Below are 18308 nucleotides of genomic sequence, written 5' to 3' on the forward strand. Positions count from 1 at the left end.
GACTACCTTAAATCTAAAATTTCATTATAAACTGGCCATTTTCTTTGATTCTATTTTTACTTCAATTTGTGAATCTATATTATTTATAGCGGTTTTTTTATCTGCAAACTTATCATTGTCAACTTCAATTTTTCTTCTTTGTTTTTCATCATCTTTTTTTGCTGCATCTATGCCAAAAATAATAGCACCACCAACAAGAATAAAAACAGGTGTTATTACAGCATTGACAATCCCACCAACAGCACCAGCACTAGCAGCAGTTATCATATCAGTTTCTAATTGTTCTTCAGAACGGTTACTAACAGCACTGACACCACCCCGCAACAGTAGCAGCAACTAAACCGCTCATTTGAGCAATAGGATTAATATACAAAGCACCAACAGCAGCACCAGTAGCAACACCTTTAGTCACTTTTATAATTTTTGCGGTTGTTCGATGTTTTGTTTTAAATTCTTTTCATTTTGTAGGTTTTTGTTCTACATTTTCTTCTGATTTTTCTTCAAGATTTTGTAAAATTTCATTTTTTATAGGCATTTCTTTTAATCTTCCTTTCAAATAAAAACTCATTTATTTTTATCAAAATAATGAGTTAAAAACTTATATTAAGTTTAATTATTATTATATTCTATTATATACTGAATATTGATATTTTTAATAAATATATACATATTAAACAACTTTTATCTTTTTTTATAGCAACAAATATTATACTATTAAGTTTCTACTTCAACTTCATTAGTATTAACATCATCTGCTAATTTACTAATTACTAAATCAATTCCTTGTTTACTAATACTAGAAAATAAAATAATAGGAGTATTAGTGCTAAGTTTTAAAGTTGATAATATTAATTTTTTATTTTTTACTAATTGACTATTTTTCACTTTATCAACTTTAGTAGCAATTAAATGAATTTTTAAATGATAATGTTGTAAATATTCCAACATATCAATATCATCTTTACTTGGTGCATGTCTTAAATCTAATAATAAAAAAACTGCTTTTAAATTTTTTCGTGACTGAAAATATTCATCCATCATTGTCGCAAATTGGATTTTTTTTTCATTTGATACTTTAGCAAAACCATAGCCAGGAACATCAACAAAGCGACAAATATTATTATTAATTGTAAAAAAATTTAGCATTTGTGTTTTACCAGGTGTTTGTGAAACTCTAGCTAACTTACCATTATTACAAATTGTATTTAAAAATGTTGATTTACCAACATTACTGCGACCAACAAAACAAAATTCAGGAATTTCATCCTGCGGCCATTGTTCTTCTTTAATAGCACTAGTTAAAAATTGTGCTTGCTTAATTCGTTCCATTTTTTACCTCTTATTCAAAAATATATTATAGTCAATAGTTAAAATTTAAACTAATTATTATTTATTATTTTAGTTTTTATTAATACCTGAGTTGTAAATATAAATGGGACAGTTTTTTAAAATAATTGTATTAAATCTATTGGTCTTTTATAAGAGAGCGATTTTCTGGGTGTAGAATTAATTTGAAATGCTATAAAATTTCAATCTTTTTGTTTATATGAAGATAGATCTGTAGATTTTGGTAAATATCTTCTTAAAATACCATTATTATTTTCATTTAAACCCCTTTGGCAAGGTTTACCAGGATCTGCAAAATAAATTTTGACATTACAAATTTTTTCGATTAATCTTCATTTACTAAATTCTTTACCACGATCAAAAGTAATGGTTTTAACTGTTCCTTTTTGTAACTTTGAAATAAATTTTATTATACTTTTCGTAATATTTTCTGATTTATGATTTTTAGTTACTAAAGGAATTGTGGTTTTTGATCATATATCAGCCAAAGTAATAATAGAACTTTTATGATCTTTACCAATGATAGTATCACCTTCTAAATGACCAAATTCTTGTATATTTTTAATATTAGGAATGATTAAATTTCTTTCATGAATAGACTTACAATTATTAATTTTGCCCCTAGTTTCTTTTTGTTTGTGAGATTTATTTTTGCCTTTTCTCAATAAGTTATTTTCATCAAAACCCATTCGATTTGTTTTAAACATGTTATATAAAGTTTTTGTTGAAATACTTTTTATTTTATTTTCCTTTAAAAAGTTAGCAATTATATCAAGATCATACTTTTTAGTAATTAACAAATGATTAATACTATTAATTTCTGTTAAAGTTAAAATCATTAATTTTCTGCCTGCATTTTGTTTATTTTTTTGAAATTGATTCAATATTTCTCATGGCAATAAGTTTTTATTTAATAATCTACAAACTCTATGTACAGTTGATTTACTATAATCAACAATTTTTGCTATTTTACGAATCGAAAATCCATAATTTTTATATTCTTTTATTGCTATTATTGATTCAATACTCAGATACTTATACATTGCGCTAATTCCTTTCTTTTCTTAATTATAGAACTAACACAATTTAATTTTTATATAAGTGTCCTTTTTAATTTTACAATAGACTTGGTGCAAAACATTTAATTTTAACAATTTAACGATTATTATTAATATTAAAGGTGATAGTTATTATGTTGAAAAAATATAAAGATGATCAAGAATTTTATAGTTTAGTCGGCATAAAGCCACAAACATTTTATAAAATGCTTGAAATTTTAAAAATTGCTGAGTCTAAACAAAAATATTATGGTGGTAGAAAAAATAAAATTGTAATTGAAGAGCGTTTATTAATGACTTTAGAATATTGAAAAGACTATAGTAGTTATAGAGTTATTGCAAAAAGATATAATATTAGTCATACTAGTTGCATTCGTAATATTTTTTGAATTGAAAATATTTTAATAAAAAGCGGAATTTTTAATTTACCCGGAAAAAAAGATTTAACAAAAAATAAAGGTACTAATAATAATTTGTTAGCTATTGATGCGACTGAAACTCCAATTGAAAGAATTAAAAAAAACTAAAATTACTTTTTTCAGGTAAAAAGAAACATCATTCTCTCAAATCCCAAATAATTATTGATATTTCCAATGGAAAAATTATTTCAACTGCTTTTTGTTTTGGAAGCATTCATGATTTTAAATTGCTTCTAAAATCTAAAACTTTTATTCATCCAGAAAAACAAGTTTTTGTTGATTCAGGTTATCAAGGTATACAAAATATTCATAAAAATACATTTTTGCCATTTAAAAAAAGTAAATACAATCAATTAACACCAATTCAAAAAGAATACAATAAAACTTTAAGTAAAATTAGAATTAAAATTGAACACGTATTTGCTAAACTAAAACGTTTTAAAATTTTAAGTTTAAAATATCGCAATAAAATACGAAGATTTGCATTAAGATTTAATTTAATAGCAGGAATATATAATTTTGAATTACCTTAGTTTTGCACCAAGTCTAATTAAAGATATTAATAAAATTAGTAAAATGAATATTATCTAATGGTCATATACCAAAACCAAAAAATAATGCAGCCAAAATGATACCACCAACAATAATACAAATAGCAAGTCATTTTATAATTTTAAATAATAACATAAAACTAATAATAGCAATAGCTATTATAATAATACCAACTATTACAAATGTATTCATGTTTACCTCCTATTATTTTAATTATTAAAGTAACACGTAACATTAATTAATAATAACATAAAATAAATTTGAATATTTTATAGTAATCATCTTTTTCCTAAAATTATATAAATTAAAAAAAGTTATCTTTTTAAAGAGAAACATGTTAAAATGTCAAAGGATAAAGAAGAGTGATATCATGACTGACAGCGATTCCATTTATAATAATAAAAATAATACTAATTTAAAAATTAGTAATTTTAAAAGTGTACTTTTAAATAAAGATTCAGTCAAATATTCTCCTAGTATTTTTACTAAAAAAAATATTTTTTTTATCGTGTTAATAAATTTCGAAATCCTTATTTAAAAGTCTTGAAATAAGAAAAATAAGGAGGTAAAGAAATTATGAAGATTTTTTTAAACAAAATTTATTTTAAATTACAATTTAGTTTTAAAAAACCATTAGTTTACACAAATGGTGATTATATTAAAAAAATTGCACAATTTAACCAAAAACAATTACTAAAAAATTTAGATTTACATAATTTTGGTCTTAAAACAGACCAAATTGAAATAAGAAGAAAAAAATATGGTATTAATACTTTAAAAAATACAAAATTTCATTGAATTTTAGAATTTTTAAAAGCATATTTTGGACCATTCAATATAATTTTAGCAATTATTACTATCTATAATTTATTCTCATATTTTACAACAAATGATACTTCAATTTATTCATTGGTTGCCGCTATTATTGTTGGAACTATGATTTTATTAAGCGGAACCCTAATTTACATTCAATCAATACGAGCTTTTTTTATTACTAAACATTTAACAATTTTGGTCAAAAATACAACTACTGTTATTCTTAATATAAACATTAATCAAATTACTAAAGAAAACTCAATTAAAATAATTAAACAAGCACAAGAAATAAATGTTAATGAATTGTTACCTGGTGATTTAATTTATTTATCAGCTGGTGATTTAATTCCTGCTGATTTAAAAATTTTATTAAGCAACGATTTATTTATTAATCAATCATCATTAACAGGAGAATCACTACCTACTGAAAAACACGCTATTAACGATCCTGCATATCAAAACTTATTTGATTTACAAAATATTTGTTTTATGGGAACAAGTGTTGTTTCTGGAAGTGCAATTGCTATTGTTATAGCAACAGCTACTAACACTTACTTTGCTACTATTGCTGATACAATAAATAAAAAACGTCCATTAAGCAGTTTTTTCAAAGGAATTAAACGCGTTACTTTAATGTTAATTTGCTTTATGCTAGTAATGGTACCCATTGTGTTAATTATCAATGGCCTTTTAAAAAACAATTGACCTGCAGCATTTATTTTTTCAATTTCGGTTGCTGTTGGTTGGACTCCTGAAATGCTACCAATGATTGTTACCTCTAATCTAGCACGAGGTGCTAGTAAAATGAGTAAACAAAAAGTAGTTGTTAAACAACTAGCTGCTATTCAAAATTTAGGTGCAATTGACATTTTATGTACTGATAAAACAGGAACTTTAACTAATGATAATATTGAAGTAGTCAACCATATAACATTGGACAATAAAACAAATAATGATTTAATTAAGTTTATTTATTTAAATAGTTATTTTCAAACAGGAATAAAAAATCCAATGGATTGTTATTAGTAAAATTACTTTTAATTTTCAAAAAAACTCTTGATGAAATAAAAAAAATCATCAACCTGGCCTAAAATTTGATTTTATTTAATTTTGGGATTTATTTTTTTTACAAACTGAAATATAATGCTTCAGATTTTGCATAAGGTGATATTTTATAATGTTGGTATTTAAATTTTCATAAATTGAGGTAATTTTGAATATTGGTAAATCCAATGCCATGATAATGAGTAATAAATTCTTTTAAACTTGATTGTATTTTACTGATATTACTTAAATTTTTATAATTTAATTCTTTATTTTCTTTTGATTTAAATTTCTTGAGAGTACATTTTGTTTGTTTAGCTACTGTATCATATAGTATTTGCATATCACAAACTATAATTGATTTTTCTTCGATAAGCTTAGATGTTAAATTTTCTTGTACTCATTTTTTTGTTAATCTTTTAGTATTTGTTGTTTGAGCATAAATATTTTTAGGCTTTTCTCCCTTTATGTACTATTTTTAAATTTTATCACATAAATGCTGAGAAAAGCCTATCTACGGACTTCTCCCCACATTTTTAAATCAAACATAACATTACAGTTTCAAAACCAGGTATATTGTTGAATTTATATGCCGATTCTTTTGCGTATAAATGAACATGATGTTTTTCAACTTTGATATGTGTTTTAAATGTTCGTCTGATGTGCTTTCATGCCGATTCAATCTGGTTTATGTTTACACCAGTTTTTGAAACATAGCCATCTTGATGGTTAACTGTTTCATGCTTAGTGAAAACTGATTTAAAATGGCGATATCCTTTTCAAGAATCAGTATGTACATCACACTTTGAAGAAATGTGGTTTCTTGCAAATTGCAAAAGATTTTTTTGATTTGCATTTTTAAACACTTTCACAATTAAATTATTGGTTGTTTTTTCATAAATCCCAACAATCAAAGTTTTATTTTTTAAGGATCTTCCTTGTTTTTTAAAACCCATATGTGAAAGATACATTTCATCCATTTGCACTATGCCCTCAACAATGAATTGAGGTTCTTGTTTTGCAATTGCACTTCGGATTTTATGACCCATTCTTCAAGCAGTTTTCAAAGTTACTCCCAATTCTTTTGCAACATCAGTTGATGGAATTCCATGTTTGGTGTTTATTCATCTAAAGATGAGATAAAACCAAGATGTCAAAGGTGTTTGTGACTTGTAAAAAATGGTGTCATGAAGAATACTAAATGTTTGATGACATTTCAAACATCTTATTCTTCTTAAATCAGAAGTATTCAAATTTGTTCAAGAACACCTCATACATTTGTTTTCCTTCAAACTTGCTATATATTTCAAACAATCTTTTTCTGTTTGAAATATATTGTTGAACTCATTCAATTTCATTGTTTCCTCCACAAGTACATGTGGGGAGAAGTCCGTATTTTTATTTTCATCAATTGCCATTTCAATACAACAGTTTAAATCTTTAGCATTTTCTTCAATTCATTTTTTTCTTGGATCATCTGGATTTTTGAAATTTCCTTTATGAATTTCTTTGATAAAAGTTTCATCAATTTCAATTCTACCTTTTAATTTTGTGAATGGTTTTTGTGTTTTTGCTAATTGTGATGATTTCATAAATTTTTGACGATTAAATCATGCTGATGTTTTTGAAATTTTAGCAAATTGAGAAATAGTATAAGCAGATTGACCTAACAATGACAATCAAATTATTCAATCTCATTGTTCATGAGATAAATGACTTCAATGTAAAAAATGATTTCTTAAAGCATCAAAGCTACTTTTACAATCTTTGCATAAATATTTTTGCTTATTATTCTTAAAACCATTTTTTACACATCAATAAGATTTACAATTTGGACATTGAATTCCTTTTTCTTGAAATTTTTTATCAACTGCATCTAATTTTTCTTTTTTCTCAATTTGTTTAATTCTATTTTTAAAATGTCTAATAATTTTTATAAATTCTTCATCTTTTTTGTTTTTTAAAACATCAATTAATTCATTATTAGTCACAAAAAATCACCCCTGATATAAAAACATTACTTTTAATTTTAAATTAAAAGTAATATCAAGATTTTTTGTGAAAATTAAAAAAATATTTTACTTAGCAATTGAAAATATAACAAAAAAATGAACAACGCCTATTCAAAATTGAAATACAGCAATTGCTCATTTTATGATAAAATTTGAAGACAGAATTAATCTAAACTAGTACCTTGTAAAACAAAGATACACAGATTACCTGAGTTGTAAATATAAATGGGACAGTTTTTTAAAATAATTGTATTAAATCTATTGGTCTTTTATAAGAGAGCGATTTTCTGGGTGTAGAATTAATTTGAAATGCTATAAAATTTAAATCTTTTTGTTTATATGAAGATAGATCTGTAGATTTTGGTAAATATCTTCTTAAAATACCATTATTATTTTCATTTAAACCCCTTTGGCAAGGTTTACCAGGATCTGCAAAATAAATTTTGACATTACAAATTTTTTCGATTAATCTTCATTTACTAAATTCTTTACCACGATCAAAAGTAATGGTTTTAACTGTTCCTTTTTGTAACTTTTAAATAAATTTTATTATACTTTTCGTAATATTTTCTGATTTATGATTTTTAGTTACTTTAATTGTAAAATTAAAAAGGACACTTATATAAAAATTAAATTGTGTTAGGTCTATAATTAAGAAAAGAAAGGAATTAGCGCAATGTATAAGTATCTGAGTATTGAATCAATAATAGCAATAAAAGAATATAAAAATTATGGATTTTCGATTCGTAAAATAGCAAAAATTGTTGATTATAGTAAATCAACTGTACATAGAGTTTGTAGATTATTAAATAAAAACTTATTGCCATTAGAAATATTGAATCAATTTCAAAAAAATAAACAAAATGCAGGCAGAAAATTAATAATTTTAACTTTAACAGAAATTAATAGTATTAATCATTTGTTAATTACTAAAAAGTATGATCTTGATATAATTGCTAACTTTTTAAAGGAAAATAAAATAAAAAGTATTTCAACCAAAAACTTTATATAACATGTTTAAAACAAATCGAATGAGTTTTGATGAAAATAACTTATTGAGAAAAGGCAAAAATAAATCTCACAAACAAAAAGAAACTAGGGGCAAAATTAATAATTGTAAGTCTATTCATGAAAGAAATTTAATCATTCCTAATATTAAAAATATACAAGAATTTGGTCATTTAGAAGGTGATACTATCATTGGCAAAGATCATAAAAGTTCTATTATTACTTTGGCTGATATATGATCAAAAACCACAATTCCTTTAGTAACTAAAAATCATAAATCAGAAAATATTACGAAAAGTATAATAAAATTTATTTCAAAGTTACAAAAAGGAACAGTTAAAACCATTACTTTTGATCGTGGTAAAGAATTTAGTAAATGAAGATTAATCGAAAAAATTTGTAATGTCAAAATTTATTTTGCAGATCCTGGTAAACCTTGCCAAAGGGGTTTAAATGAAAATAATAATGGTATTTTAAGAAGATATTTACCAAAATCTACAGATCTATCTTCATATAAACAAAAAGATTTAAATTTTATAGCATTTCAAATTAATTCTACACCCAGAAAATCGCTCTCTTATAAAAGACCAATAGATTTAATACAATTATTTTAAAAAACTGTCCCATTTATATTTACAACTCAGGTTTTAACTTAGTAAGGAGACCTTTTTTATGACAAGATATAATAAGGAATTAAAATTAAAAGTCATAGAACAATATTTTGCTGGTAAATCTGCTACAACATTAAGTAAAGAAAATAAAATTAGCAGAAAGATAATTTATATTTGAATACAAAAATGATATTTACAAGGTGAAAAAGGTTTAGTTTCGATAAGAAGTAAAATTAAAAAACAAGAGGTAAATGCTGTGAGTAGAGATTTTAAGAAAAGAGCAAAGGAATCATTAAAACAATATGAAAAACGCGTTGAAAACGAATTATTATTACTACAAACTAAAATTTAAATATTGGAAAAGTCTTATCTATACCGCAGTCAAAATTGAAAAAACCACAAGCAAAACCAAAACAACCTAAAAAATAAACCATTTCACTTTAAACCCTATCTTTATGAATGTTATAAAATTGTTAAAATTTATTCTGAAAAAGGACTTAAAAAATCTTTTCTGTTAAATTTATTACAAATTTCTTTTAATTTTCACAAAAAATCTTGATATTACTTTTAATTTAAAAGTAAAAGTAATATTTTTATATCAGGGGTGATTTTTTGTGACTAATAATGAATTAATTGATGTTTTAAAAAACAAAAAAGATGAAGAATTTATAAAAATTATTAGACATTTTAAAAATAGAATTAAACAAATTGAGAAAAAAGAAAAATTAGATGCAATTGATAAAACATTTAAAGAAAAAGGAATTCAATGTCCAAATTGTAAATCTTATTGATGTGTAAAAAATGGTTTTAAGAATAATAAGCAAAAATATTTATGCAAAGATTGTAAAAGTAGCTTTGATGCTTTAAGAAATCATTTTTTTACATTGAAGTCATTTATCTCATGAACAATGAGATTGAATAATTTGATTGTCATTGTTAGGTCAATCTGCTTATACTATTTCTCAATTTGCTAAAATTTCAAAAACATCAGCATGATTTAATCGTCAAAAATTTATGAAATCATCACAATTAGCAAAAACACAAAAACCATTCACAAAATTAAAAGGTAGAATTGAAATTGATGAAACTTTTATCAAAGAAATTCATAAAGGAAATTTCAAAAATCCAGATGATCCAAGAAAAAAATGAATTGAAGAAAATGCTGAAGATTTAAACTGTTGTATTGAAATGGCAATTGATGAAAATAAAAATATTTATGCTCAAACAACAAATACTAAAAGATTAACAAAAAAATGAGTACAAGAAAATTTAACATCTAAGCTTATCGAAGAAAAATCAATTATAGTTTGTGATATGCAAATACTATATGATACAGTAGCTAAACAAACAAAATGTACTCTCAAGAAATTTAAATCAAAAGAAAATAAATAATTAAATTATAAAAATTTAAGTAATATCAGTAAAATACAATCAAGTTTAAAAGAATTTATTACTCATTATCATGGCATTGGATTTACCAATATTCAAAATTACCTCAATTTATGAAAATTTAAATACCAACATTATAAAATATCACCTTATGCAAAATCTGAAGCATTATATTTCAGTTTGTAAAAAAAATAAATCCCAAAATTAAATAAAATCAAATTTTAGGCCAGGTTGATGATTTTTTTTATTTCATCAAGAGTTTTTTTGAAAATTAAAAAAAAATTTGTAATGAAGGATATCGCAAATGAAAGATCAGTGGATGTCCAGAATGAAAACCAAAGTTTGATGATAGTTACGACCAAGTAATAAATTTAATCTTTTATGATGATGATAAAGATTATGGTTGTCAACAAGAATATGGTCATAAACGAATGTCTGCCATTTTAAAAATCGGTAGAAAAAAAGCACTTTCAGCAATGAAAAGGTTAGGTTTAAAAACAATTCATAAACAAGGAACTTATGGAAAAAAATCAAAATTAAAAGCAGAACATAAATTTATAGCACCTAATTTGTTAAAGCAAGCTAATAATACCATTAGTTTTAACGTTAATAAACCATTAGAAAAAATTGCTTTAGATATTAGTGAATTTAAAATTAATAATCAAAAACTATACTTGTGAGCATTTGTTGAGGTAATGTTTAGTAATCTGTGTAACTTACAAAAATAACTATGTTTAATTAATTCTAGTAAATATAATTAAATGACTAGAAAGAGTGAGTTACAAATGGTTAAAAAACAAAAAATTAATAATAATGATCCAATATCACAAGCAGTAGATTTATTACTAGAAAATACTGAAGATTTAACAACAGTTTTTAAAGAAGGAGGTTTATATAAAGAATTAACAAAAAGATTAGTGGAAAAAATGTTGAATTCTGAAATGCAAAATTATTTAGGATATGAAAAAAATCAACATAGTAATAGTGAAAATGCTCGTAATGGCATAACTTCAAAAAAATTAATAACTCAAGAAGGTAAAATTGAAATTGATGTACCACGAGATCGTAATAGTAATTTTACTCCTGTAATAGTGCCAAAAAGACAGAGAAGATTTGATGGTTTTGATCAACAAGTTCTTTCCTTATATGCAAAAGGTATGAAATTATCAGATATTAGAATGCAGTTACAAGAGTTATATCGTGGTGCAGATATTAGTGAAAGTGTTATTAGTCAAATTACTGATGATGTTATTGATGATGTCAAAGCATGACAAAATAGACCATTAGAAGGTATTTATCCCATTGTTTATTTTGATTGTATAGTAGTTAAAGTACGACAAGATAAACGGATTATTAACAAATCAGTTTATATAGCTTTAGGTGTTGATTTAGAAGGTAAAAAAGATGTTTTAGGTTTATGAATTAGTGAAAATGAAGGCGCTAAATTTTGATTAGCAAATTTCACAGAAATGAAAAATCGTGGTTTAAATGATATTCTTATTACTTGTAGTGACAACTTAACAGGCATGTCAGAAGCAATACAATCAGTTTATCCTAAAACTGAACATCAATTATGTATAGTTCATCAAATCAGAAATAGTTTAAAATATGTTTCATACAAACATCGAAAATCACTAGTTACAGATTTAAAGCCAATTTATAATGCATGTAGTGAAGAACAAGCAATGCAAGCTTTAGAATCATTTGAAAGTAAATGAAATAAACACTATCCTCAAATTGCTAAATCTTGATATAAAAATTGAGATAATTTAATGATTTTTATTAGTTATCCTCCAGAAATCAAAAAAGTGATTTATACTACAAATGCTATTGAATCTGTTAATAGTCAATTACGAAAAGTTATTAGAAATAAAAAAGTTTTTCCTAACGATATGGCAGTTTTCAAAATATTTTACTTAGCAATTGAAAATATAACAAAAAAATGAACCATGCCTATTCAAAATTGAAATACAGCAATTGCTCATTTTATGATAAAATTTGAAGACAGAATTAATCTAAACTAGTACCTTGTAAAACAAAGATACACAGATTACATAAAAGCCTCGTATTTTCAAATAGCATGATTCATATGTAATAAAAAGGTATTTTTATTTTTTTAAACATTTTCTTTTTAATTCTTTCTATGATTATTTTTATGCGATTATCATAACTAATACATTAATAAGTAATACTAATTTTACAATATTTATACAATTAATTTTTAATATACTTAATTTGAAAATTCACTTAACCAAATATAAAAATTATCCACGATTACGATTTTTTAACTTCAAAGCTTGCATACAAATTCGCTGTTTAAGTTCCTGATTTTCTTTTACTAATTCTTGAATTATTGCATATGGATCTTGTTCTAAGGTAAAACTAACAAATTTGGAGATTAACTGTTGTTGTTCATTAGATGATAATTTATAAGCATTATATGTTTTAAAATTAACCCAAGCAATTTTTAAAAATTTAGTTTCTACTCTTTCAATACCACTTGAATAAAAATAAGTTTTTTTATTATTTATTAAAATTGTTAAAGGTTTTTCTTTTAATTTTCAAAAAAACTCTTGATGAAATAAAAAAAATCATCAACCTGGCCTAAAATTTGATTTTATTTAATTTTGGGATTTATTTTGAGGCTTTTATGTAATCTGTGTATCTTTGTTTTACAAGGTACTAGTTTAGATTAATTCTGTCTTCAAATTTTATCATAAAATGAGCAATTGCTGTATTTCAATTTTGAATAGGCATTGTTCATTTTTTTGTTATATTTTCAATTGCTAAGTAAAATATTTTGAAAACCGCCATATCGTTAGGAAAAACTTTTTTATTTCTAATAACTTTTCGTAATTGACTATTAACAGATTCAATAGCATTTGTAGTATAAATTACTTTTTTGATTTCTGGAGGATAACTAATAAAAATCATTAAATTATCTCAATTTTTATATCAAGATTTAGTCATTTGAGGATATTGTTTATTTCATTTATTTTCAAACGATTCTAAAGCTTGCATTGCTTGTTCTTCACTACATGCACTATAAATTGGTTTTAAATCTGTAACTAGAGATTTTCGATGTTTGTATGAAACATATTTTAAACTATTTCTAATTTGATGAACTATGCATAATTGATGTTCGGTTTTAGGATAAACCGATTGTATTGCTTCTGACATGCCTGTTAAATTATCACTACAAGCAATAAGAATATCATTTAAGCCTCGATTTTTCATTTCTGTAAAATTAGATAATCAAAATTTAGAACCTTCATTTTCACTAATTCATAAACCTAAAACATCTTTTTTACCTTCTAAATCAACTCCTAGTGCTATATAAACTGATTTGTTAATAATCCGTTTATCTTGTCGTACTTTAACTACTATACAATCAAAATAAACAATCGGATAAATACCTTCTAATGGTCTATTTTGCCATGCTTTGACATCATCAATAACATCATCAGTAATTTGACTAATAACACTTTCACTAATATCTGCACCATGATATAACTCTTGCAACTGCATTCTAATGTCAGATACTGTCATACCTTTTGCATATAGTGAAAGAACTTTTTGATCAAAACCATCAAATCTTCTTTGTCTTTTTGGCACTATTACAGGAGTAAAATTACTATTACGATCTCGTGGTACATCAATTTCAATTTTACCTTCTTGAGTTATTAATTTTTTTGAAGTTATGCCATTACGAGCATTTTCACTATTACTATGTTGATTTTTTTCATATCCTAAATAATTTTGCATTTCAGAATTCAACATTTTTTCCACTAATCTTTTTGTTAATTCTTTATATAAACCTCCTTCTTTAAAAACTGTTGTTAAATCTTCAGTATTTTCTAGTAATAAATCTACTGCTTGTGATATTGGATCATTATTATTAATGTTTTGTTTTTTAACCATTTGTAACTCACTCTTTCTGGTCATTTAATTATATTTACTAGAATTAATTAAACATAGTTATTTTTGTAAGTTACACAGATTACTAAACATTACCTTTATTTTTTTTACAAACTGAAATATAATGCTTCGGATTTTGCATAAGGTGATATTTTATAATGTTGGTATTTAAATTTTCATAAATTGAGGTAATTTTGAATATTGGTAAATCCAATGCCATGATAATGAGTAATAAATTCTTTTAAACTTGATTGTATTTTACTGATATTACTTAAATTTTTATAATTTAATTCTTTATTTTCTTTTGATTTAAATTTCTTGAGAGTACATTTTGTTTGTTTAGCTACTGTATCATATAGTATTTGCATATCACAAACTATAATTGATTTTTCTTCAATAAGCTTAGATTTTAAATTTTCTTGTACTCATTTTTTTGTTAATCTTTTAGTATTTGTTGTTTGAGCATAAATATTTTTATTTTCATCAATTGCCATTTCAATACAACAGTTTAAATCTTTAGCATTTTCTTCAATTCATTTTTTTCTTGGATCATCTGGATTTTTGAAATTTCCTTTATGAATTTCTTTGATAAAAGTTTCATCAATTTCAATTCTACCTTTTAATTTTGTGAATGGTTTTTGTGTTTTTGCTAATTGTGATGATTTCATAAATTTTTGACGATTAAATCATGCTGATGTTTTTGAAATTTTAGCAAATTGAGAAATAGTATAAGCAGATTGACCTAACAATGACAATCAAATTATTCAATCTCATTGTTCATGAGATAAATGACTTCAATGTAAAAAATTATTTCTTAAAGCATCAAAGCTACTTTTACAATCTTTGCATAAATATTTTTGCTTATTATTCTTAAAACCATTTTTTACACATCAATAAGATTTACAATTTGGACATTGAATTCCTTTTTCTTGAAATTTTTTATCAACTGCATCTAATTTTTCTTTTTTCTCAATTTGTTTAATTCTATTTTTAAAATGTCTAATAATTTTTATAAATTCTTCATCTTTTTTGTTTTTTAAAACATCAATTAATTCATTATTAGTCACAAAAAATCACCCCTGATATAAAAATATTACTTTTAATTTTAAATTAAAAGTAATATCAAGATTTTTTGTTAAAATTAAAAGGTTTTTCTTGTTTTTTTAAATCTAATTTAGTAGTACCACATCAAATTAAAGAATATTTAATTTTAAATCTTAATAAAATTGCAGGTCTACCATATTTGTGATCTAATTCATCAGAACGATGTAAAACATATACATGCATACTTTTATAAATAATTTGTGTCATCTTAAAACCTTTTATTTTTACATTTATATGCAATTTACCATAAATATAAGTAATTATTTACTTTTTTATACTACAATGGTATAATTTAAATGTACAAAAATTTCACTTTCTGTACGGATATGGCAAAGCAGTAATGTGTGATGTCTTGCCTGGTAGCCAAACCGGGTAAATATTTAGAACCATTCGGTTCTTTTTTTATTAAGTAGTTTTAATAATAAATATTAATAAATAAAATTAAATAATTTTATTTATTTCTTAGAAATAAGTTCTTTATATATTTCAAAAACTTCACGACGAACTAATTGAGATAAATTAACTTTGTAATTATTTTCTTTAAGTTCATTTAACATATTTTGAGTTTTTTGGTCAATTGAAATTGTTTTAACAATTTTTTTATTTAATTCTATATTATAAATATCATTTTTCGTAACCTTTGTGTTTGGTTCAATTTCATCGCTTTTAACAAAGCCTTTATCAACAGAATCAATACTTTTTTGTATACTTTCGAATAATTTACTCTTTTTTTCAGACATATTATAACACTCCCTTTTCAATTAATTCATTTGTTAAAAATCCAATTGGATTTTTATCTGTGATAGAATTAAATTTCATAAGCATAGTTTCTTTTTGTTTAACCGTTGATAAAGGTATCTTAGTCTTTAAAATATTTCCACCAATTTCACTATTCATAATAGATTCGATTACAGCATTATGAGTTTTATTTTTTTGAACTTTGTTAATAACAAAATAATTCATATTATTTTTTAAATTCAAACCAAATTGGTTTAAAGTTTTAATTGCATTATCATATGGTTCTTTAATTGTTTTATATCCTTCATAACTAAATTTGTGTGGTTCAATCGGAATAATTATTTCATCACTTGCCAATAAAACATTTAATAAAATTTTATTCATAGAAGGAAAAGAATCAAAAAATATATAATCTATTTTATTTGCTAAAATATCTTTCATTTTACTTAAATTATTTTTCAATATTAATTCTCCCATACTCATTGCAGTTACAAAAGTATTTGTTTGGAATGGCAACCCTTTTTAGGACTATTTTTTGGTAGACATTTGTTTTTGATAATTAACTGGAGTTAAGTAGTTTAAAGTGCTGTGGATTCTTATGTTGTTGTATCAATTGATGTAATCAAATAATTCTTTTAATTTTCACAAAAAATCTTGATATTACTTTTAATTTTAAATTAAAAGTAATATTTTTATATCAGGGGTGATTTTTTGTGACTAATAATGAATTAATTGATGTTTTAAAAAACAAAAAAGATGAAGAATTTATAAAAATTATTAGACATTTTAAAAATAGAATTAAACAAATTGAGAAAAAAGAAAAATTAGATGCAATTGATAAAAAATTTAAAGAAAAAGGAATTCAATGTCCAAATTGTAAATCTTATTGATGTGTAAAAAATGGTTTTAAGAATAATAAGCAAAAATATTTATGCAAAGATTGTAAAAGTAGCTTTGATGCTTTAAGAAATCATTTTTTACATTGAAGTCATTTATCTCATGAACAATGAGATTGAATAATTTGATTGTCATTGTTAGGTCAATCTGCTTATACTATTTCTCAATTTGCTAAAATTTCAAAAACATCAGCATGATTTAATCGTCAAAAATTTATGAAATCATCACAATTAGCCAAAACACAAAAACCATTCACAAAATTAAAAGGTAGAATTGAAATTGATGAAACTTTTATCAAAGAAATTCACAAAGGAAATTTCAAAAATCCAGATGATCCAAGAAAAAAATGAATTGAAGAAAATGCTAAAGATTTAAACTGTTGTATTGAAATGGCAATTGATGAAAATAAAAATATTTATGCTCAAACAACAAATACTAAAAGATTAACAAAAAAATGAGTACAAGAAAATTTAACATCTAAGCTTATCGAAGAAAAATCAATTATAGTTTGTGATATGCAAATACTATATGATACAGTAGCTAAACAAACAAAATGTACTCTCAAGAAATTTAAATCAAAAGAAAATAAAGAATTAAATTATAAAAATTTAAGTAATATCAGTAAAATACAATCAAGTTTAAAAGAATTTATTACTCATTATCATGGCATTGGATTTACCAATATTCAAAATTACCTCAATTTATGAAAATTTAAATACCAACATTATAAAATATCACCTTATGCAAAATCTGAAGCATTATATTTCAGTTTGTAAAAAAAATAAATCCCAAAATTAAATAAAATCAAATTTTAGGCCAGGTTGATGATTTTTTTTATTTCATCAAGAGTTTTTTTGAAAATTAAAAAATAATTCTAATTTTAATTGGATTAATGATCTAAAATTTTTATCATTAATAAATTCTGTTTTGAAAGTTTTAAAAGTTGCTTCAGCAACAGCATTGTCATAAGGATATCCTTTTTTGCTTAAAGAGCGAGTAATATTGAATGCTAGTAAAAGTTTATCAATAATTTTATTATTAAATTCATTACCTCGATCGCTATGAAATATTTGAATATCTTTTAAACAGCGATTTGATTGCATAAATGCTTCATATACTAATGATGCATCTTTTTTAGTGCCTACACTATGTCCAATAATTTCGCGGTTAAATAGGTCTATTAATAAACAAATATAGTTTCACTTACCATTTACTTGAACATAAGTTAAATCACTAACAATAACTTCATTTTTAATCCTATTCTTAAAGTTTCTATTAACAAGATTAGTTATTTGACTATCATTGACTTTATTATGATGATTTTTGTGTCTTAATTTAGTGTATTTTGATATTAAATTATGTTTATTCATAATTTCTTTAATTTTTCGTCTTGAT

At 23.6% G+C, this 18308-nt stretch carries 23 protein-coding genes and 3 pseudogenes; 11 read left to right on the top strand and 15 right to left on the bottom strand.

The window, feature by feature from the left end; all coding sequences use genetic code 4:
* Window positions 1-24: 24 nt before the first annotated feature.
* From AAHM78_RS07515 to AAHM78_RS07530, 4 genes are all read right to left on the bottom strand, one after another.
* Window positions 25-324 (bottom strand): hypothetical protein, encoded by a 300-nt coding sequence (locus AAHM78_RS07515; protein WP_342254849.1) that lies wholly within the window; start codon window positions 322-324, stop codon window positions 25-27.
* Window positions 299-535, bottom strand: coding sequence for a hypothetical protein (locus AAHM78_RS07520; protein WP_342254850.1), 237 nt, complete (start codon window positions 533-535; stop codon window positions 299-301). Before AAHM78_RS07520 ends, AAHM78_RS07515 begins: the two co-directional genes overlap by 26 nt.
* A 179-nt stretch (window positions 536-714) precedes the next feature.
* Window positions 715-1329: a ribosome biogenesis GTP-binding protein YihA/YsxC gene (gene yihA / locus AAHM78_RS07525; RefSeq protein WP_286640905.1), complete on the bottom strand. Its 615-nt coding sequence runs from the start codon at window positions 1327-1329 to the stop codon at window positions 715-717.
* Between the two features lie 116 nt (window positions 1330-1445).
* On the bottom strand, window positions 1446-2390 hold the full coding sequence (locus AAHM78_RS07530; RefSeq protein WP_342254851.1) for an IS30 family transposase: 945 nt from the start codon (window positions 2388-2390) through the stop codon (window positions 1446-1448).
* Between the two features lie 149 nt (window positions 2391-2539).
* Here AAHM78_RS07530 and AAHM78_RS07535 point away from each other — a divergent pair, with 149 nt between their 5' ends.
* Both AAHM78_RS07535 and AAHM78_RS07540 read left to right on the top strand, forming a co-directional pair.
* Window positions 2540-2932 (top strand): transposase family protein, encoded by a 393-nt coding sequence (locus tag AAHM78_RS07535; RefSeq protein ID WP_342252835.1) that lies wholly within the window; start codon window positions 2540-2542, stop codon window positions 2930-2932.
* A 59-nt stretch (window positions 2933-2991) separates the two neighbouring features.
* Window positions 2992-3357: a transposase family protein gene (locus AAHM78_RS07540; protein WP_342254958.1), complete on the top strand. Its 366-nt coding sequence runs from the start codon at window positions 2992-2994 to the stop codon at window positions 3355-3357.
* A gap of 13 nt (window positions 3358-3370) precedes the next feature.
* Here AAHM78_RS07540 and AAHM78_RS07545 read toward each other — a convergent pair whose 3' ends face one another.
* Window positions 3371-3568 (bottom strand): hypothetical protein, encoded by a 198-nt coding sequence (locus AAHM78_RS07545; protein ID WP_342254852.1) that lies wholly within the window; start codon window positions 3566-3568, stop codon window positions 3371-3373.
* 384 nt (window positions 3569-3952) lie between these two features.
* Here AAHM78_RS07545 and AAHM78_RS07550 point away from each other — a divergent pair, with 384 nt between their 5' ends.
* Window positions 3953-5218: an HAD-IC family P-type ATPase gene (locus AAHM78_RS07550; protein WP_342254853.1), complete on the top strand. Its 1266-nt coding sequence runs from the start codon at window positions 3953-3955 to the stop codon at window positions 5216-5218.
* Window positions 5219-5318: 100 nt separating this feature from the next.
* On the opposite strand, the gene AAHM78_RS07555 is transcribed toward AAHM78_RS07550, so the two are convergent.
* Together AAHM78_RS07555 and AAHM78_RS07560 are read right to left on the bottom strand one after the other, a co-directional pair.
* Window positions 5319-5579, bottom strand: a complete 261-nt coding sequence (locus AAHM78_RS07555; RefSeq protein WP_342252970.1) for a hypothetical protein — start codon at window positions 5577-5579, stop codon at window positions 5319-5321.
* Between the two features lie 193 nt (window positions 5580-5772).
* Window positions 5773-7227 carry an IS1595 family transposase gene (locus AAHM78_RS07560; protein WP_342254854.1) on the bottom strand — a complete coding sequence of 485 codons (1455 nt, stop codon included), beginning with the start codon at window positions 7225-7227 and terminating at the stop codon, window positions 5773-5775.
* Between the two features lie 67 nt (window positions 7228-7294).
* Between AAHM78_RS07560 and AAHM78_RS07565 the strand changes: the two genes are divergently transcribed.
* Window positions 7295-7426 carry a hypothetical protein gene (locus AAHM78_RS07565; protein ID WP_342254855.1) on the top strand — a complete coding sequence of 44 codons (132 nt, stop codon included), beginning with the start codon at window positions 7295-7297 and terminating at the stop codon, window positions 7424-7426.
* Between the two features lie 60 nt (window positions 7427-7486).
* Here AAHM78_RS07565 and AAHM78_RS16895 read toward each other — a convergent pair.
* A pseudogene (locus AAHM78_RS16895) lies at window positions 7487-7837 on the bottom strand (IS30 family transposase); the annotation flags it as partial.
* Window positions 7838-7924: 87 nt separating this feature from the next.
* On the opposite strand from AAHM78_RS16895, the pseudogene AAHM78_RS16900 reads away from it, so the two are divergent.
* The 6 genes and pseudogenes from AAHM78_RS16900 (at window position 7925) to AAHM78_RS07600 (ending at window position 12280) form a co-directional block, all read left to right on the top strand.
* Window positions 7925-8870, top strand: a pseudogene (locus AAHM78_RS16900) (IS30 family transposase).
* A gap of 58 nt (window positions 8871-8928) precedes the next feature.
* Window positions 8929-9219 (top strand): helix-turn-helix domain-containing protein, encoded by a 291-nt coding sequence (locus tag AAHM78_RS07580; protein WP_342254858.1) that lies wholly within the window; start codon window positions 8929-8931, stop codon window positions 9217-9219.
* Between the two features lie 262 nt (window positions 9220-9481).
* On the top strand, window positions 9482-9841 hold the full coding sequence (locus tag AAHM78_RS07585) for an IS1/IS1595 family N-terminal zinc-binding domain-containing protein (RefSeq protein ID WP_342254859.1): 360 nt from the start codon (window positions 9482-9484) through the stop codon (window positions 9839-9841).
* Window positions 9801-10259 (top strand): hypothetical protein, encoded by a 459-nt coding sequence (locus tag AAHM78_RS07590; RefSeq protein WP_342254860.1) that lies wholly within the window; start codon window positions 9801-9803, stop codon window positions 10257-10259. Before AAHM78_RS07585 ends, AAHM78_RS07590 begins: the two co-directional genes overlap by 41 nt.
* Window positions 10260-10687: 428 nt before the next feature.
* Window positions 10688-10984 carry a hypothetical protein gene (locus AAHM78_RS07595; RefSeq protein ID WP_342254861.1) on the top strand — a complete coding sequence of 99 codons (297 nt, stop codon included), beginning with the start codon at window positions 10688-10690 and terminating at the stop codon, window positions 10982-10984.
* 57 nt (window positions 10985-11041) lie between these two features.
* Complete coding sequence (locus tag AAHM78_RS07600; protein ID WP_342255093.1) at window positions 11042-12280, top strand: IS256 family transposase; 1239 nt, start codon at window positions 11042-11044, stop codon at window positions 12278-12280.
* A 658-nt stretch (window positions 12281-12938) separates the two neighbouring features.
* On the opposite strand, the gene AAHM78_RS07605 is transcribed toward AAHM78_RS07600, so the two are convergent.
* From AAHM78_RS07605 to AAHM78_RS16905, 6 genes and pseudogenes are all read right to left on the bottom strand, one after another.
* A complete protein-coding gene (locus tag AAHM78_RS07605; protein WP_342255044.1) occupies window positions 12939-14177 on the bottom strand; it encodes an IS256 family transposase in 1239 nt (412 codons plus the stop codon).
* A gap of 104 nt (window positions 14178-14281) precedes the next feature.
* Window positions 14282-15241 carry an IS1595 family transposase gene (locus AAHM78_RS07610; RefSeq protein WP_342254862.1) on the bottom strand — a complete coding sequence of 320 codons (960 nt, stop codon included), beginning with the start codon at window positions 15239-15241 and terminating at the stop codon, window positions 14282-14284.
* 43 nt (window positions 15242-15284) lie between these two features.
* On the bottom strand, window positions 15285-15485 hold the full coding sequence (locus tag AAHM78_RS07615; RefSeq protein WP_342254863.1) for a hypothetical protein: 201 nt from the start codon (window positions 15483-15485) through the stop codon (window positions 15285-15287).
* A gap of 248 nt (window positions 15486-15733) precedes the next feature.
* Window positions 15734-16018, bottom strand: a complete 285-nt coding sequence (locus AAHM78_RS07620) for a hypothetical protein (RefSeq protein ID WP_342254544.1) — start codon at window positions 16016-16018, stop codon at window positions 15734-15736.
* Between the two features lies 1 nt (window position 16019).
* On the bottom strand, window positions 16020-16532 hold the full coding sequence (locus AAHM78_RS07625; protein ID WP_342254864.1) for a ParA family protein: 513 nt from the start codon (window positions 16530-16532) through the stop codon (window positions 16020-16022).
* 12 nt (window positions 16533-16544) lie between these two features.
* Window positions 16545-16649: pseudogene (locus tag AAHM78_RS16905) on the bottom strand (IS3 family transposase); the annotation flags it as partial.
* 80 nt (window positions 16650-16729) lie between these two features.
* Here AAHM78_RS16905 and AAHM78_RS07630 point away from each other — a divergent pair.
* Window positions 16730-17689: an IS1595 family transposase gene (locus tag AAHM78_RS07630; RefSeq protein WP_342252847.1), complete on the top strand. Its 960-nt coding sequence runs from the start codon at window positions 16730-16732 to the stop codon at window positions 17687-17689.
* Between the two features lie 18 nt (window positions 17690-17707).
* Here the strand turns inward: AAHM78_RS07630 and AAHM78_RS07635 are convergent, their stop codons facing one another.
* A complete protein-coding gene (locus tag AAHM78_RS07635; protein WP_342254865.1) occupies window positions 17708-18283 on the bottom strand; it encodes a DDE-type integrase/transposase/recombinase in 576 nt (191 codons plus the stop codon).
* Between the last annotated feature and the right edge of the window lie 25 nt (window positions 18284-18308).

This window comes from Spiroplasma endosymbiont of Zeiraphera isertana (assembly GCF_964030805.1).
GTDB lineage: Bacteria > Bacillota_I > Bacilli_A > Mycoplasmatales > VBWQ01 > Spiroplasma_E.